Genomic DNA, 17,194 nt, shown 5'->3' on the forward strand with positions numbered 1-17,194 from the left:
AGCCCTGCCGGATGGGGCCAGTTTCGGGGTATCCTGCTTTTACTGTGAGCGCTCCCGAAGGCCAGCCCAGCAGTTCCGTGCCGGTGAGTGAGGCCGCCGACGCCGACGCCTTCAAGGTGAGGATGCGGGTGCTGGCCCGCGCCTACGCCGCCGGGTTGCCCGCCCTCGATACCCACAGCTTGATGGAAGGCCAGCTACTTCAGGGTGCCGGAGTGCGCCTGGAATTCATGCCGATGGGCGAGCGTGACGGGGCCTATGACCCCGAGAACAAGGTCATCCTGATCAACTCGCAGGCGCGGCCCGAGCGGCAGCGCTTCACCCTGGCCCACGAGATCAGCCACGTCCTGCTGCTGAGTGACGACGACCTGCTGAGTGATCTGCACGATACCTACGAGGGCGAGCGGCTCGAAACCATGATCGAGACGCTGTGCAACGTGGGTGCGGCAGGCATTCTAATTCCCGACGCGCTGATGAACGATGTTCTGGAGCGCTACGGCCCCAGCGGACGGGCGATGGCCGAACTGGTGCGGCGGGCCGACGTGAGCGGCAGCGCGGCCCTCTACGCCCTGACTGAAGTGATCGGCGGCCAGGTGCTGCTGGCGGTCTGCGCCCCCAGTGGACGCGGTGAGGCCCGGCAGCTGACGGTGCGGGCCAGCGGCAAGGCGGCGGGCGTCAAGTACTCGCTGAGTCCCGGTACGCCGATTCCCGACGAGCATCCCATTCAAATTGCCCTGGAAACCGGCCTGGAGATCAGTGCCCGCAGCTATGTGCCGTTCCGCTCCGGGCGCAAGATGCCCGCCTGGGTGGACGTGTACCCGGACGGCAGCGGACGGCGGGTATTCGCCAGTTTCGACCTCGATCCGGCCCGGCTCGGCGGTTCGTGAGCCGAATTCAAGAGACGCCGCCGGAGATCTGGGAAGCCCGGCGCGGCCCGCTGGCCCTGGCGGTGGCCGATGCCGAGAGCGAGAACCACGCCCGGATCATTCACAGCTACGCCTTTCGCCGCCTTCAGGGAAAAACCCAGGTGCTGGGTGCGCGCGGCGGCGACTTCTACCGCACCCGCCTGACCCACAGCCTGGAGGTGGCTGAACTGGGCCGCGCCATGCTGGACGCCCTGCACGCCCGCCCAACTGCCTGGACGGCAAGGCTGCCCAGCCGCACCCTGCTCGCCAACCTGTGTCTGGCGCACGACCTGGGCCACCCGCCCTTCGGCCATGCCGGGGAGCGCACCCTGGACGCGGCCATGCGGGGGCTGAATTTGCCTGACTCGGGCAGCGCTGGGTCGGGCGGATCACCCGTCGGCTTCGAGGCCAACGGGCAGACCCTGCGGCTGCTGACCTACCTGGAAGCCGGGCCTGACCCTGGTGGGCACGGCCTCAATCTGACCCGCCGCCTGCTGCTGGGCGTGCTGAAATACCCGGTAGCCTACTCGTGGGCGGCCCAGCAGGCGCGGGTGTGGCCGCCCAAGTGCTACCTCGACACCGAGCAGAGTGTGGTGGACTGGCTGCTCGCGCCGCTGGGTGCGGCTGACCGTGAGCGCCTGACCAGGCCCGCGCCCGACCCGGCCCAGCCCGCCGAGTACCACCGCAGCTTCGACTGCCGCCTGATGGAACTGGCCGACGACGCGGCCTACAGCATCTACGATCTGGAAGACGGGGTGAACCTGGAATTGATCAACCGGGAAGACTGGGAAGCCCTGGCTGCCCAGCGTCCCGAACTGGTGGAAGTGCCGCAGCTCTCCAGCTGGGCCACACAGATTTTCAGCGGCGACGAGGCCGAATGCAAGTGCGGGGTGGCGGCCCTGTCGCGCACCCTGGTGACGGGCGTAGACGTGAGTGCCCAGAGCCGCTTCGAGGAGCCGCTGCTCGATCTGCGGGCCGACTTCACGCCGCAGGCCGCCGCGCTGCAAGCCTTTCTTAAAGCGCTGGTGTACCGGCAGGTCATCGACACGCCGCAGGTGCGGGAGCCGGAAGCGCGGGCCTGCTTGCTGCTGCGCCGCCTGTTCGACGCTGCCCAGGCCGACCCGCAGCATTGGCTGGGAGCCGGATCGCGTCGACGTCTGGCCGGGAGCCGCAGCGAGGCCGAGCGCGCCCGTGTGGTGTGCGATTACCTGGCCGGGATGACCGACAGCTACGCTCTGGACCTGGCCGCACGGGTGCAATAAGCGGGTGGGTGGCATAAGCAGGTGGAGTGAGAGCAGACACCCGGAACAGACACCGCGAAAACAGCCGGGAGTGAGCGCCGCGTCAGCTCCGTATGACGCCCTCCTCACCGCCAGCCCTTAGCATGCGGCCATGCGCCGCCTTGCCCTTCTCCTGCTGCCCTTTCTCACCCTTCCCGCGCTGGCTGAGGCTGGTGTTTGCGACGGCGGCATCAAACCGATGCAGCCCGGCTGGGTGTGGACCTACCGCGACACTGACAAAGACGGCGTGGAGTTCTACGAGATGCGCCGCAGCCTCACCACCACCGGCTACACCGACACCTACACCACCCCCGGCAAGCCGCCCGCACCGCAGAGCTTTCGCTGCGAGGGGGGCGCGCAAACCAATGTGACCGCGCCCAGCGTCGGTGGGGCCGAGATCACCCGGCTGACCGTGACGGGCGTGAGTTTTCCCGCGCCCGCCGACTGGAAGACCGGCTACACCTGGAACTACCTGATGAATCTGGAAGGCCGCAAATCGGGCTTCAATGCCAAAGCGACCATCACCTTCAATTACCGCATCCTGGGCCGCGAGAAAGTTACGGTGCCCGCCGGAACCTTCGACGCCTGGAAAGTCGAGATGAACGGAAACGTGGACGCCCGCATCTCGGTGCTGCCGATTCGTCAGAAGTTCAGCGAGACCCAGTGGATCGTGCCAGACATTGGGATTGTCAGGATTCAGCGCGAGAACAGCGGATCCGAACTGACGTCCCTCAAGAAGTAGACATCCAGGAAAGAGTCGCAGGCAGGTGTTAGCCTGAGCGCATGAGCCGACCTGATTCTGCCAGCCCTGATTCGAGCAGCCCCGAAGCCGGTACCGAAGCACCCAGACTCCGGCCCGGTGACGCCTTTCCCGATTTCAGCCTGCCCGATGCCCAGAGGAAGATGCACACCCTGAACGATTCCAGCGGCAAGTATCTGGTGCTCTATGTCTACCCCAAGGACAACACCCCCGGCTGCACCAGGGAAGCCTGCGATTTCCGTGACAACATGGCCCTCAAGCAGCACGGCGCGCAGATTCTGGGGCTGAGCATGGACGACGCCGCCAGCCACCAGAACTTTGCCGAGGAGCACAGCCTGCCGTTTCCGCTGCTCTCTGACCCCAGCGCTGACTTCCTGAAAGCGGTGGGGGCTTACGGCACCAAAAATCTGTACGGCAAAATCTCGCAGGGTGTCAAGCGCACCACCTTCCTGGTCGGCCCGGACGGCAAGCTGGTCAAAACCTGGTACGCGGTGAGCGTGGACGGCCATGCGGACGCGGTGGTCAAGGCCATCGAAGCTGATCAAGCCGGAAAATGAGCAGCCTGAACTTGGAAGCGCTGAAAAAAGAAGCGGCCATCCGGGCCGTGGCGCTGATCGGAAGCGGGATGCACGTGGGCCTCGGCACCGGCAGCACCGCCCGGTACGCCATCGAGGAGGTGGGTCGCCGGGTGGCGGCGGGCGAATTGACCGGGCTGACCTGCGTGGCGACGAGTGAGGCGAGTGACGGGCAGGCCCGCGCGTTGGGCCTTGAAGTGGGGCCGCTGACCCCGCAGCCTTTTGACCTCGCCATTGACGGAGCCGATGAGATCACGCCGGATGTGGACCTGATCAAGGGGCTGGGCGGGGCGCTGGTGCGCGAGAAGCTGGTGGAAGTCCAGGCCCGGCGGCTGATCATCATCGCCGACCACACCAAACTGGTGGCCAGGTTGGGCGAAAAAGCGCCGCTGCCCATTGAGGTGCTGCAATTCGGGGTCCAGAGTACGCTGGTCCGCTTGCAGGCGCTGGGCGCGGTGGGCGAGTTGCGCCGCAGCAGCCCTGACCTCCACGTGTCGGACCTTTATGTGACCGACAACGGCAATTTCATCTTCGACGCCCGCTTCGCTGGAGCCGATCTGGCTGCCCTGGAACGCACCCTCAAGGGCACGCTGGGTGTGGTCGAGACGGGCCTGTTTCTGAAGATGGCGGAGCGGGCCTTCGTCGCCGCGCCCGGCGAGGTGCGTGAGGTGGTGCGCGGACGTTAAGCAAGTGTTGGTCCCCGGCTCCGGACGCGCCCCCAGGCTGCACAATGGGGGCATGGACCTTCAGACCCAGATTGACCAGACCCTCTTTCCCGAAGGCGTTCAGGTCACGACCTACGAGGAGATGGAAGGCCGGATCTTTCGGATTCGCCAGCGCAAGGCCGAGGTCAGGCACGGCCTGGAAATTCTGCTGACCGACGAGGCTGTGCAGATGTACGGTGAGGGGCCGATGGTCGCCACCGTATTGCAGCAGCTCAAGCGCCACGCCGAGCAGGGTCTGCCGGTGGTGGAAGCCGGGCAGGAATACGAGCGGTTGACGTTCGTGGGTGATTGAGGACAGCCGCCTTAACGCTCAATAAACTTGACATGACCGCACTCAAGTTCCAGAATAAAGGGACTTGAGGAGGTTGTCTTGAACCCAGAACATTTCACCGAATCGGCCCTCCAGGTTGTTGCCGATGCCCAGCAGCAAGCGCAGGCGGCCCATCACCAGACCCTGACGACCTGGCACGTTTTGTCGGCATTGCTCGGCAACGACATCGCCGCCCGCACGCTGGCGCAGGCCGGGGGTGACCTGAACGCGGCCCGCGCCTCTCTGGACGCCGAGCTCAAGAAGTTGCCCCGCGTGCAGGGCGGCGAGGGTCAGACCTACCTGGACCCTGCTCTGGCCCGCGCGTTTACCAAAGCCAATGAAATTGCCAAAAATATGGGCGACAGCTTCGTGGCTCCCGACGCCCTGCTGATCGCCCTGCGCGGCGAAATGAAGGGTGGGCACATGAACGGGGCCGGGGGCTGGCCCACTGCCGCGCAACTGACGGCGGCGGCGCAGGCGGGCCGCAAAGGAAAAACCGTGACCAACAAGACCAGCGATCAGCAATTTGAAGCGCTCGAAAAATACGGCACCGATCTGACCCAGCGGGCCATGGACGGGAAATTCGACCCGGTGATTGGCCGTGACGAGGAAATTCGCCGCGCCATGCAGATTCTGCTGCGCCGCACCAAGAACAACCCGGTCCTGATCGGTGCACCCGGCGTGGGCAAAACCGCCATCGCCGAGGGTCTGGCCATGCGAATTGTCAAGGGCGACGTGCCGGAGGGCCTCAAGAACAAGAAGATCATCGGCCTGGATATGGGTAGCCTGCTGGCGGGCGCGAAGTTCCGGGGCGAATTCGAGGAACGGCTGCGCGGCGTCATCGACGAGGTGGTCGCCTCGGCGGGCGAGATCATTCTGTTCGTCGACGAGCTTCACACCATCGTCGGCGCGGGCAAGACCGAGGGCAGTCCCGACGCGGGCAATATGCTCAAGCCCGCCCTGGCACGCGGCGAGCTGCACCTGATCGGCGCGACCACCTTAGACGAGTACCGCGAGATCGAGAAAGACCCGGCCCTGGAGCGGCGCTTCCAGCCCGTGTTCGTGAACGAGCCGAGTGTGGAAGACACCATCTCCATTCTGCGCGGCATCAAGGAGCGCTATCAGGTTCACCACAACGTCGAGATCACCGACCCGGCGCTGGTGGCTGCCGCCCAGCTTTCGAACCGCTACATCTCGGATCGTCAGCTTCCCGACAAGGCCATCGACCTGATCGACGAGTCGGCAGCCCGCCTCCGCATGGCGCTGGAATCCAGCCCGGAGCGTATCGACCAGTTGGAGCGGCGCAAGTTGCAACTCGAAATCGAGCGTGAGGCCCTCAAGCGCGAGAAGGATCAGGACTCGCAAAACCGCCTGCTCGATATCGAGGGCCAGCTGGGGACGCTCACCGACGAGCTGAACGACGTGCGGGGCCGCTGGGAAGGCGAACGCGGCGAGATCGCCCAGCTGCGCGAGAAGCGCGAGTCGCTCGACGCCGTGCGCACTGACATTGAGCGGGCGCGGCGCGACTACGACCTCCAGAAAGCCGCCGAACTGGAATACGGCACGTTGCCTCAGCTCGAAAAAGAGGTGCAGGAGCTGGAGCGCAAGCTCAAGGGTGCGGAATTTGCCCATATGGAAGTCACTGAGGACGACATCGCCGCCGTGGTGAGCCGCTGGACCGGCATCCCGGTGAGCAAGCTGATGGAGGGTGAGCGCGAGAAGCTGCTCAAGCTCGAAGAGGAACTGCACCAGCGTGTCATCGGCCAGGACCGGGCCATCGTCAGCGTGTCGGACGCCATTCGCCGCTCGCGGGCGGGCCTCAGTGACCCCAACCGCCCCACCGGCAGCTTCATGTTCCTGGGGCCGACGGGCGTGGGGAAAACCGAACTCGCCAAGGCGCTGGCCGAGTATCTGTTCGACTCATCCGACGCGATAGTTCGCCTCGACATGTCCGAGTACATGGAGAAATTCAGTGTGCAGCGCCTGATCGGAGCGCCTCCCGGCTACGTGGGCTACGAGGAGGGCGGCCAGCTCACCGAGGCCGTTCGCCGCCGCCCCTACGCTGTGCTGCTCTTCGACGAGATCGAAAAAGCCCATCCCGACGTATTTAACGTGCTTTTGCAAGTGCTCGACGATGGCCGCCTGACCGATGGCCAGGGCCGCACCGTTGACTTCCGCAACACCCTGATCATCATGACCAGCAACATCGGTTCGCCGCTGATTCTGGAAATGCAGGCGGGCGGCGAGGGCGCAGAGGAGATTCGCGACGCCGTGATGGGGGCCTTGCAGCAAAGTTTCCGTCCCGAGTTTCTCAACCGGGTGGACGACATCATCGTGTTCGACGCGCTGACGCCTACTGATTTGCGCCGCATCGTGGAAATTCAGATGGGTGGTTTGCGCCGCCGTCTGGCCGAGCGCCGCGTGACGCTGAACCTGACCTCCGCCGCGCTGGACAAGCTGGCTCTGGACGGATACGATCCGGCCTTCGGCGCGCGGCCCCTCAAGCGCGTCATCTCCCGCCAGATCGAGACGCCGCTGGCCAAGGAAATCCTGGCTGGGCAGGTGCCGGACAACAGCAGCCTGAATATCGATTACGACGGCGAGAAGTTTGGATTTGGGGTGGGGGCGCTCAACTGAGGGAAAGACTATCTTCAAATGAAAGCCCCTCAACACCTATTTAAATGTTGAGGGGCTTTTCCACCGCTCTACTCAGCGAATTTGAATGCGTCCGTCAGTTTGCGGCGCGATGTGCCCAGCTGAGGTGATGGCGTTCGAGAGAATCTGGGCCAGCAGCGGGCCTTCGCTGGGGCCGACGAGGGTGGCGGTGGTGGGCAGGTTCTGAAAGATGGTGTAGCCGTCGCCGCCCGAATACATGTAATCGTTGATGGCCACGCTGTAGGTGGCGCTGTCGTCCAGCGGTTTGCCGCCTACCGTGGCGTCCACGATGCGCGAACCGGCGGGCGCTTTGGGATTGAACGCATAGGTCGCGCCGGAGATCTGCAAAAAGCGTCCGGCAGTACTTTCGACCTGCGAGACGCTGTTTTCCAGCATCTGACGCACCACGTCGCCCTTAACCTTGACCACGACCAGGGTGTTGCCGAAGGGCAGGATGCTGAAGGCGTCCTTCTTGGTGAGCTGGCCCACCGGATACGTCGTATCGGTGCGGATACTGCCGCCGTTCATCACCGCGATGTCGCTGCCCGCCACGGTGCGGATGCTGTCGGCGATAAAGTCGCCCAGATTGCTTTCCTTACCGCGTGCCGAGGCCTCGGTGGCGTCCAGCGGTACATCGGTCTGGCCCAGCACCGTGGCGAAATCGGCGTTCAGTTTGTCGGCGTAGCTCGCGACGACATCTGCCGTGGCTTTTTCTTCGGGAATGGCAGGCGTCACAGGAATGTTCTGGTAGGTGTAGACCGGCGATTTCCCGTTGAGATCCACTGTCACGCTCCAGATGTTGCGGGCGTCACTGTTGGCCTTGACATACGGGGCGTTGCCGCACTGGGTGTTGCTCATCATGCTGTGGTCGTGGCCGCCCACGATGAAATCAATCCCTGATACCGCTTTAGACAGCGCGCAGTCGTCGCTGGCGTCCTGGTGGGTAATCGCGATGACGTACTGCGCGCCCTCACCGCGCAACTTCTTGGCCTCGGTCTGGGCCGTCTGAATGGGGTCAGCAAACTTCACCGCCGTTTTGTCCGAGAGGATCGGGGTGAAGTCGTACGACAGCCCGAATACCCCCACCTTCACGTCGCCAACCGTGACCAGGGCGTCGGGCTGGGTGCCGGTGATCGGCGCATCGGTGGCCGACTCACTGATGTTGGCGCTCAGCCACTTGAACTTGGATTCTCCAAGACGGGTCTTGAGGGTGGGCAGCCCAAAATCCAGCTCGTGGTTGCCCAGGGTGGCGTAATCCACGCCGATGCTGTTGAAGGCCGCGATCATCTGCTCACCCTTGAAGACGCCCGACATCACCGAGGGCGAGAGCAGATCACCGGCAAACAAGACCAGGGTGTTGGGATTCTGGGCGCGCAGCCGCTTGACCAGGCTGGCCACCCGCGCCGCACCGCCTGCGGTTCCGCCGTCAACGGGTTGAATCTCGTAGACATCGTTGAAGGTCACGAGTTGCAGAATTTTAGTGGTACTGGACGCAGTGCTGGCGGGCGCGGCCGTCTGGGCCGAGGCGGCCAGGGTGGCGGAGAGCAGGGTCAGGGTCAGGGTGCGCAGGGTGGAAGATACCTTCATAAAAGCTCCTTGGCGCAGTCAAGCGTTCCCACGTCTGTAAAAAAGAGGCGGCCCTATGCCGCAGTCGTGAAGCCAGATAGGGTCACCGTGGTGCCGGAGTCGTGGCAGCAGTTGACAACGGGGCCGCGCCACCTTCCATGCTCGAACGGAAGATAAAATTCATATGAAATGCACCATTCACACAAGCACCCCAGTCTCCGAGGGTGTTAACGCTTCTGCGCGGCCCGACTCGCTCCCACGCTCGCCGCGATGACGCAGCCGATCGCCAGCCACTGCGACACGCTCAGCAGTTCGTGCAGGATCAGCCAGCCCAGCACGGCGGCCACCGCCGGTTCCAGGCTCATCATGATCGAGAAGAGCTGCTTGGGAAGCTGGCGCAGCGCAATCATCTCCAGGCTGTAGGGCAAAGCACTCGACAGGGCCGCCACGATCAATCCTGAGAGCAGCAGCGGCCCACTGACCTGCGACGGCACGAAGCCCAGCAGCAGCGCGCAGGGCAGGACCGTCACGGCGGCGCAGAGCATGCCCACGCTGACGCCCTGGGTGCCGGAAAAGTGGTGCGGCATCCGCGAACCAATAATGATGTAGGCCGCCCACAATGCCGCCGCCACAAGCGCCAGAATGAGGCCCAGCGGCGCGATCGGCGTGCCGCCGCCCAGCGGCGTGATCAGGAAGATGCCCAGCCCTGCCAGCGCCACCCAGATCAGGTCGCCCCGGCGTTTGCTGCTGCCCACCGCCACCGCCAGCGGTCCCAGGAATTCCAATGTGACCGCCAGGCCCAGAGGAATGTACTGGATGGAAGCGTAAAAGGTCAGGTTCATCAGGCCCAGCACCGCGCCGTAGATGGCCGCCGCCCGCCACTGGCGCGGGGTCAGGGCCAGCAGGTTGGGCCGGAAGATCAGCAGCAGCATCACTGCGCTCAGGCCCACCCGCAGCGCTGTGACGCCGGAGAACCCCAGGGCTGGAAAGAGCCCCTTGGCGATGGCTGCGCCGCCCTGGATACTGGTCATCGACAGCAGCAGCGCTGGAATGGGCGGTAGGCTGAGTTTGGGCTGGCTCAGAAGGCGGGTCACGGGTGAGCAGTGTAGCGCTGCAGGAGAAAGCGGGGGTGAGCAGCTCAGGTCACTGGAAGCTGGCGGCCAGCGCCTGGGCCTGCATTTCAAAACCGAGCTGCACCTGTTTCAGGGGTGAGAGGCGGCTGAGCGGCCCCCGGAAGGTCTCTTCACTCACATAGCTGGTCTGACCGTCAGGCAAGGCAGAGAGAGTCTGGATCCGCTCGCAACGAATCAGCCCCAGCTTGCTGAGCAGATGGTCATAGCGCCAGACCAAAACGGCCATGTCCTGCGGGTCAGGCGGGCTCACACGGGTTACGGTCTCGGGTGAAGTCGTGTCGCCGCTTCTGGGCCAGCGCACCTGAAGCGTCAGACGTTGACCGAATTCGGCCCTCTGTGGGCCAATTACGCGCACCGTGAAGGGATTCCATTCGGGATACCGTGAGAAATCGGCCAGCCGTTCAAACACCTGTGCAGCAGGCGCGTCAATGACGGCTTCCGTATAAGCCTGAATGGGCATAGCGCCAGTGTAGCGGCAAAGGAAGTATTCACGCTGGAAATGCAGCAACAGATATGGGTGAGACATGGAACTTCAAAACCAACAAGGAATCTGGTGAATTCTAGTTGCTTCAGGTCGTATACGTCAGCTTCCGTGCTCATTTTCGCGGTCAAATTGCCCTGAAGTGGCCTGAGCATCAATAATAAAGAGCGGCCTGTAAGCCGCCCTCTACCTGTTCTGGTTACTTGTTTACGCCCACTTGATTAGGCCCAGTTCCAGCGGGTTGCTCAGGTCCGGCGAGTAGGGTGTGGCGCGCACGCCGACGCTGTACAGGCCACTGTCGGTCAGGGGAATGCTGACCTGGTACTGGCCGCCGCCCGAGGACGTCATCGGCACGTGCAGGGTCTGCTCGCCGTGCTTGAGTACCGCCTCCACCCGCAACTCGCTTTCCTGAATGCCCGCCGGAGTCACCTGGGCGCTCACCTTGACTTCCTCGCCGGGCTGCACAGTGGCTGGAAGCTGCGTGGTGGCGTGAATCTGGACGTGTTGCCACTGCTGGCTGACCCAGCTCTTCCAGCCGCCCAGGGCACGGGCCTTCTCGAAATTGTTGGCGTCTATTTTGGCGGCGCGCGTGCCCAGCGGCAGGTAGTACTTCTGCACGTAATCGATGACCTGACGCTGCATCGAGAATTCGGGACTCACCGTGATGATGGCGCGGCGCACCACGCCCAGCCAGCCGTGGTTCTGGCCCTGGGCATCCTTGCCGTAATACAGCGGCACGATGGTGTGTTCCAGCTTTTCGTACATGCTGAAGGCGTCGGCGTCGTCCTGGACATTGAGGTCGATGTACTCGCGCTCCTCGCCGATGGGCCAGCCGTTGGTCCCGTCATAGCCCTCACGCCACCAGCCGTCAAGCACGCTGAAGTTGGGCGCGCCGTTGAAGCTCGCCTTCATGCCGGAGGTGCCTGAAGCTTCCAGCGGGCGGCGCGGGTTGTTGAGCCAGATGTCCACGCCCTGCACCAGATGGCGGGCCACGTTCATGTCGTAATTTTCCAGAATCACGATCTTGCCCGCGAATTCGGGGTCGCGCGAAATTTTGTAGATCTCCTGAATGAACGCCTTGCCGGGGTTGTCGGCGGGGTGGGCCTTGCCTGCGAACACGAACTGCACCGGACGGGCCGGGTCGTTGACGATCCTGCTCAGGCGCTCGCGGTCACGAAACAGCAGCGTGGCGCGCTTGTAGGTCGCAAACCGCCGGGCAAAGCCGATGGTCAAGGCGTCGGCGCTCAGGGCCTCACCTGCGGCGGCCACCTCGGCGGCGGTGGCCCCGGTGCGCCGCAGTTGCTCCTGCGATCGGGCACGCACGAAGGCGATCATCTCCTCCTTGAGTTCGTGCTGGGTGGCCGAGAGCTGGGCGTCGGGCACACGGTTGATGTCGTCCCACATCTGCTTGTCTTCGAGTCTCTCGGTCCAGTCAGCGGGCAGCACCGTCGAGAAGAGATCGCGGTACTGCTGGGCCAGGAAGGTCAGATTGTGCGCGCCGTTGGTGACGTGCCCGATCGGCACTTCTTCCGGGTCGGCCCCCTCGTACAGAAAGTTCCACAGGCCCCGGCTGACCTCGCCGTGCAGTTCGGACACGCCGTTGGCCATCCGCGACATCCGCAGCGCGAACACCGTCATGGAAAAGGTCGGTACCAGATGGTTGTCCCAGTTCTGGTCCTGGCGGGCCAGGCTGTAGAGTTCGTCGCGGCTGGTCGCCAGCTGGGCGGGCCACTCGCCGATGTAGCGGTCCATCAGGTCGTAGGCGAAAGCGTCGTTGCCTGCCGCGACGGGCGTGTGGGTGGTAAACAGGGTGCTGCTGGCCGAGGCTTCCAGCGCGGTACGGAAATCCAGGCCCTGGGCCACGTACTCGCGCACCCGTTCCAGGCCCATCAGTGCGGCGTGGCCCTCGTTCATGTGATACACGCTGGCCGGAATGTCCAGCGCCCTCAAGGCCCGGATGCCGCCGACGCCCAGCAGCACGTACTGCTGGATGCGGAGTTCCTGGTTGCCTCCGTAGAGGCGGGCCGTCAGCTTGCGGTCCTCCTCCGAGTTGTCTGGCACGTTGGCGTCGAGCAGCAGCACCCGGATGCGCCCGACTTGCAGGTTCCAGACCTGCATCACCACGTCGCGCCCACCGACCCGCACGCTGATCCTGGCCGTCTCACCGCTGCTGGTCAGGGCCGGGCGAATCGGCAGGGTGGTCAGGTTGAGCTCGTCGTAGGCTTCTTCCTGCCAGCCGTCCTTGTTGAAGAGTTGCCGGAAGTAGCCCTGATGAAACAGCATGCCCACGGCGGTAAACGGCAGGCCGAGGTCGGAGGCGCTCTTGCAGTGGTCGCCCGCCAGTACACCCAGGCCGCCGGAGTAGATCGGCAGCGATTCGTGGAAGCCGTACTCCATGCTGAAATACGCCACCGGCTTGAGGTCCGGGGCCGCCTTGGCCGCCCATACGTCGCCCTTGCCCGACTTGCCCTTGTTCATGTAAGCGTCGAACTCGGCCATCACCTCGCGGTAGTCGGCCAGGTAATCCGGGTCGGCGCTCAGGGCTTCGAGCCGGGCCGAGGGGGTTTCCAGCAGGGTCTGGACCGGGTTGTGCTGGAAGCGCTCCCAGTTGGCCGCGTCGAGCGCCCGGTACAGGGCCTGCGCTCTGGGCGTCCAGGCCCAGTAGAGGTTGTAGGCGAGTTCTTCCAGACGTTCCAGCGGTTTGGGCAGGCGCGGTAGTACGGTGACTTTGCCGATGACGTTCATAAGATCCAGCTTACATGATGACTCCTGGGGCGGTGCGCGGGGGCTAGATGCCCAGCCCACGCTCCTCGCCGCGCCCGCCGGTATAGCCCAGCAGCCGCCAGGCCAGCAGCGCCAGCGACTCGCGCAGCAGGTAGCGCGGCGCGGGCCGGATCAGGGTGCTGCTGACGTCGGCCTTCAGTCCCCCGGCGCGGGCGAGCGACACGGCGCGGCGGGCGTGCACGCTGTCGGTGACCAGCGTCACAGCCCCCGGTATTAGTGGGCGGCTGTTGCGCAGGTTCTGGAAGGTGGTGCGGCTCTGCTCCTCGGCCCGCAGCGCGCCCACCGGCACACCCTGGCCGCGCAGGTAGCGCACCCCGATCTCGCCCTCGCTGAACAGGTCGCCCAGCCCGACGCCGCCCGAAACGATGATCCGGGTCACGCCGCCTTGCCGGTAGAGCTTCAGGGCGTGGTCGAGCCGCTGCCGGAAGGCCGGGCCGGGCTGTCCGCCGAGCTGCGACGCGCCCAGCACCAGCAGGGTGGGCGCGGGCTGGTCTGGGTTGGGCGGCGCGGGCAGGGGTGAGGCCGAGGCCGCCAAGCCCGTCAGGGCGAGCAGCACAGCGCCCAGCAGGGCCAGCAGGGGAAGGTTCGGCAGTCGGCGCACGCGGGCCAGTCTAGCGGCTGCCGGATTCATGTGAGAGACCGCTCAGGCTTCTTCGGTTAGGCTGATGACCTTGCCAACCGGGGGCTGTGTAATACAGTGCATCCCAAATGACTTCCCTTCTCCTGCTTTTCCCGGCCCGCACTGGAACCCCATGTCCAATACCCTGATCATCGTCGAAAGCCCCGCCAAAGCCAAAACCATCGCCAAGTACCTCGGCAAGGGCTACACCGTCGAGTCGTCCATCGGGCATATCCGCGACCTACCGAAGAGCGCCGCCGAGATTCCCGAGAAGTATAAAGGTGAAGCCTGGGCGCGTCTGGGGCTCAACATCGAGGACGACTTCAAGCCGCTCTATGTGGTGTCGCCCGACAAGAAAGCGCACGTCGCCTACCTGCGCAAGCTGGCCCAGCAGGCCGACGAGGTCATTCTGGCCACCGACGATGACCGCGAGGGCGAGAGCATCGCCTGGCACCTGTTTCAGGAACTCAAACCCAAGGGCGTCGTCAAGCGGATGGTCTTTCACGAGATCACCAAGGACGCCATTCAGGCCGCGATTGCCCATCCGCGCCAGATCGACAGCAACCTCGTCGAAGCCCAGGAAACCCGCCGCGCCCTGGATAGGCTCTACGGCTACGAGGTCAGCCCGGTGCTGTGGCGCAAGGTGGCTCCCAAGCTCTCGGCAGGCCGGGTGCAGAGCGTGGCGACCCGGATGCTGGTCGAGCGCGAGCGCGAGCGGATGCGCTTTCTGGCCGGGCAGTGGTGGGATATCGAGGTGGGCTGCGTGACCGGCGCGGGCGAACCGTTCCCGACCCGGCTGCTGGAAGTGCAGGGCGTGCGTCTGGCCCAGGGCCGCGACTTCGACCCATTGACTGGGCAGCTCAAAAAAGAGAACGAGGTGTTGCGGCTTCATGAGGAATCGGCCCGCGCCCTGGCCGAGGCCCTCAAGGAGCAGCCCTTCACGGTGCTGTCTGCTGAGGAAAAGCCCTTTACCCAGAAGCCTTACGCCCCCTTCATCACCTCGACGCTCCAGCAGGAGGGCAGCCGCAAGCTGGGCTTCGGCGCTCAGCGCACCATGCGGGCAGCCCAGAAGCTCTACGAGAGCGGGTTCATCACCTATATGCGCACCGACAGCACCACCCTCAGCGCCGAGGCCATCAGCGCCGCCCGCAGTCAGGTGAAGTCGCTCTACGGCGACGCCTACCTGCCCGCCCAGCCGCGCAGTTACACCAAGAAAGCCAAGAACGCCCAGGAGGCCCACGAGGCGATTCGTCCGGCGGGCAACGCCTTTCGCACGCCCGACAGCTTGAAAGCCGAACTCGGCGGCGACGAATGGCGACTCTACGATTTGATCTGGAAACGCACGGTGGCCTCGCAGATGGCCGACGCGCGCGGACGCCGGATGCAGGTGCGCCTCGGCGGCAAGGCCACTGACGGCCGCGAAGCGCTGCTGAGCGCCTCGGGCCGCTCGATCGACTTCCCCGGCTTCCTGCGCGCCTATGTGGAGGGCCGCGACGATCCGCTGGCCGCCCTGGAAGACCGCGAAACGATCTTGCCGCCTCTCAAGGAAGGCGAGCAGGTTATCGCCGCCGACCCCGCGCCGTCGGGCCACGAAACCCAGCCCCCGGCCCGCTACACCGAGGCCAGCCTGGTGCAGTCGCTGGAAGGCGCGGGCATCGGGCGGCCCAGCACCTACGCCAGCATTCTGGGCACCATCCAGGACCGGGGCTACGCCGCCAAGAAGGGCCAGGCGCTGATTCCCACCTGGACGGCCTTCGCCACCTCGGCGCTGCTGGAACTGCACTTCGGCACCCTGGTCGATTACGACTTCACGGCCCGGATGGAGGAAGACCTCGACGACATCGCAGGCGGGCGGCAGCAGCGCGGGCCGTACCTGCGCTCCTTCTTTCTGGGCGAGGGGGGCGGCATGGGGCTGCGCTCCATGATCGAGACGCAGATGGAAACCATCGATCCGCGTGCGGTGGCGACCATTCAGGTGCCCAAGCTCGCGGGTAGTGGCATCGAGGTGCGGGTGGGCAAGTACGGCCCCTACCTGACGCGCGGCGAAACCAAGGGCAACATTCCCGAGGACCTGGCCCCCGACGAACTCGATCTGGAGAAGGCCGAGGAATTGCTCAGCCGTCCCAGCGGGGACCGGGTCATCGGCAAGGACCCCGGCTCGGGCAAGCCGGTGGTCGCCAGGGCCGGAAGATTCGGCCCCTATGTCCAGATCGGCGAGGAGAACCCGCCGCTGCGTACCGCCAGCCTGTTTCCCAGTGACGATCTTGCGACCCTCGGGCTGGACCGGGCGCTCAAACTGCTTTCGCTGCCGCGCTTGGTGGGCACTTCGGAAGGCGAGGAAATCTGGGCCCACAACGGCAAGTACGGTCCCTATCTCAAGCGCGGCAACGACTCGCGCAGCCTCGCTATTCCTGAGCAGCTCTTTACCACCTCGATGCTGGAAGCCGAGGCGCTGTTCATGCAGCCGCGCTTCGCGGGCGGGCGCGGCGTGGCGGCGGCCCCGCTGGCGAGTTACGAGTACCCCGACCGCGCCCCCATCACGCTCAAGAGTGGACGCTTCGGCCCTTACCTCACTGACGGTGAGCGCAACGCCACCCTCCGCAAAGACGAGAACCAGGGCAGCCTCAATGATGTGGACGCCCGCAACATTCTGGAGGAGCGCGGCAAGGAGCCGAAGAAGAAGGAAGCCAAGAGCAAGCGCGGGGCGGCAGGAACGGGCAGTAAGGCGGCCAGTGCCAAACCGGCGAAGTCGGCGGCCAGAAAGCCCAGCAAAAAAGTTGCGGCCAGGCCATCGGCGGCCACCGCCGCTCGGAAGCCTGCTGCTAAAACCACCGTCAAGACCGCTACAGCTAAAACCGCTGCCAAGCCCAAGTCCGTGCCGCTCACCTGGGCGCAACTCAAGCCCCACTTGGGTGTGCTGAGCAGCCAGGAGCGCGAACTGGTGACGGCCACCCGTGAGCGCGGCGAGAAGGTGGAGGCGGTGGCCCCGCAGCTTGGCCTGGACGTGAAAAAGGCCAAGGGCATGGCCTTGCAGGCCAGCAAGAAACTCAACCAGGCGGCACGGGGCTGATCAGCCTTGCCCGGCCCACGGCCCACGCCGCCCGCCGCGCTGCACCTGACGCGGCTGGCCAAGGTCACGCCGGACCAGCCGGTCTTGCTGCCCGGCACCGGTTTGCGGGCGCTGTACCTGACGCGCGCGCATATGGGCGAGGCGGGCGGTGCGGTGATCTGCTTGGAGGGCGAACTGCTGATCGACTTTGTCGACGGCGCGTTTCTGCACCTGCGTTCCGGCGAAGCCTGCACCCTGCGGCTCGCCCACCGCCTGCTGCCCGCCCGCCGCCACTGCACGGCGCTGCATGTCGGCGGCGAGGAAGGGTAAGCTCCGGCCCCGGCGCATTCCGCCC

At 65.1% G+C, this 17,194-nt stretch carries 14 protein-coding genes; 9 read left to right on the top strand and 5 right to left on the bottom strand.

Annotated elements, in window-relative coordinates; all coding sequences use genetic code 11:
* Positions 1 to 44 precede the first annotated feature (44 nt).
* The 7 genes from N0D28_RS06995 to clpB all read left to right on the top strand — a co-directional run bounded on the left by N0D28_RS06995 (position 45) and on the right by clpB (position 7,189).
* The gene (locus N0D28_RS06995; RefSeq protein ID WP_312846438.1) at positions 45 to 884 is read left to right on the top strand and encodes an ImmA/IrrE family metallo-endopeptidase; all 840 of its coding nucleotides are present in this window, start codon (positions 45 to 47) and stop codon (positions 882 to 884) included.
* Positions 881 to 2,164, top strand: a complete 1,284-nt coding sequence (dgt, locus tag N0D28_RS07000; RefSeq protein ID WP_260561649.1) for a dGTP triphosphohydrolase — start codon at positions 881 to 883, stop codon at positions 2,162 to 2,164. The genes N0D28_RS06995 and dgt overlap by 4 nt, the downstream gene beginning before the upstream one ends.
* Before the next feature lie 130 nt (positions 2,165 to 2,294).
* The gene (locus N0D28_RS07005) at positions 2,295 to 2,924 is read left to right on the top strand and encodes a TapB family protein (protein WP_260561650.1); all 630 of its coding nucleotides are present in this window, start codon (positions 2,295 to 2,297) and stop codon (positions 2,922 to 2,924) included.
* Between the two features lie 41 nt (positions 2,925 to 2,965).
* A complete protein-coding gene (gene prxQ / locus N0D28_RS07010) occupies positions 2,966 to 3,499 on the top strand; it encodes a thioredoxin-dependent peroxiredoxin PrxQ (protein ID WP_260561651.1) in 534 nt (177 codons plus the stop codon).
* Positions 3,496 to 4,203, top strand: coding sequence for a ribose 5-phosphate isomerase A (gene rpiA / locus N0D28_RS07015; protein WP_260561652.1), 708 nt, complete (start codon positions 3,496 to 3,498; stop codon positions 4,201 to 4,203). Before prxQ ends, rpiA begins: the two co-directional genes overlap by 4 nt.
* Positions 4,204 to 4,255: 52 nt before the next feature.
* Complete coding sequence (locus N0D28_RS07020) at positions 4,256 to 4,534, top strand: hypothetical protein (protein WP_260561653.1); 279 nt, start codon at positions 4,256 to 4,258, stop codon at positions 4,532 to 4,534.
* Positions 4,535 to 4,612: 78 nt separating this feature from the next.
* The gene (clpB, locus tag N0D28_RS07025; protein ID WP_260561654.1) at positions 4,613 to 7,189 is read left to right on the top strand and encodes an ATP-dependent chaperone ClpB; all 2,577 of its coding nucleotides are present in this window, start codon (positions 4,613 to 4,615) and stop codon (positions 7,187 to 7,189) included.
* A gap of 72 nt (positions 7,190 to 7,261) precedes the next feature.
* On the opposite strand, the gene N0D28_RS07030 is transcribed toward clpB, so the two are convergent.
* The 5 genes from N0D28_RS07030 to N0D28_RS07050 form a co-directional block, all read right to left on the bottom strand.
* Positions 7,262 to 8,794, bottom strand: coding sequence for a bifunctional metallophosphatase/5'-nucleotidase (locus N0D28_RS07030; protein ID WP_260561655.1), 1,533 nt, complete (start codon positions 8,792 to 8,794; stop codon positions 7,262 to 7,264).
* Between the two features lie 206 nt (positions 8,795 to 9,000).
* A complete protein-coding gene (locus N0D28_RS07035) occupies positions 9,001 to 9,867 on the bottom strand; it encodes an EamA family transporter (RefSeq protein WP_260561656.1) in 867 nt (288 codons plus the stop codon).
* 49 nt (positions 9,868 to 9,916) lie between these two features.
* A complete protein-coding gene (locus tag N0D28_RS07040) occupies positions 9,917 to 10,366 on the bottom strand; it encodes an SRPBCC domain-containing protein (protein ID WP_260561657.1) in 450 nt (149 codons plus the stop codon).
* A 228-nt stretch (positions 10,367 to 10,594) separates the two neighbouring features.
* Positions 10,595 to 13,132, bottom strand: coding sequence for an alpha-glucan family phosphorylase (gene glgP / locus N0D28_RS07045; RefSeq protein ID WP_260561658.1), 2,538 nt, complete (start codon positions 13,130 to 13,132; stop codon positions 10,595 to 10,597).
* Positions 13,133 to 13,175: 43 nt separating this feature from the next.
* Positions 13,176 to 13,772, bottom strand: a complete 597-nt coding sequence (locus N0D28_RS07050) for a YdcF family protein (protein WP_260561659.1) — start codon at positions 13,770 to 13,772, stop codon at positions 13,176 to 13,178.
* A gap of 151 nt (positions 13,773 to 13,923) precedes the next feature.
* On the opposite strand from N0D28_RS07050, the gene topA reads away from it, so the two are divergent.
* Both topA and N0D28_RS07060 read left to right on the top strand, forming a co-directional pair.
* Complete coding sequence (topA, locus tag N0D28_RS07055) at positions 13,924 to 16,860, top strand: type I DNA topoisomerase (protein ID WP_260561660.1); 2,937 nt, start codon at positions 13,924 to 13,926, stop codon at positions 16,858 to 16,860.
* Between the two features lie 6 nt (positions 16,861 to 16,866).
* The gene (locus N0D28_RS07060) at positions 16,867 to 17,169 is read left to right on the top strand and encodes a hypothetical protein (protein ID WP_260561661.1); all 303 of its coding nucleotides are present in this window, start codon (positions 16,867 to 16,869) and stop codon (positions 17,167 to 17,169) included.
* Positions 17,170 to 17,194 lie beyond the last annotated feature (25 nt).

It is taken from the genome of Deinococcus rubellus, from assembly GCF_025244745.1.
GTDB lineage: Bacteria > Deinococcota > Deinococci > Deinococcales > Deinococcaceae > Deinococcus > Deinococcus rubellus.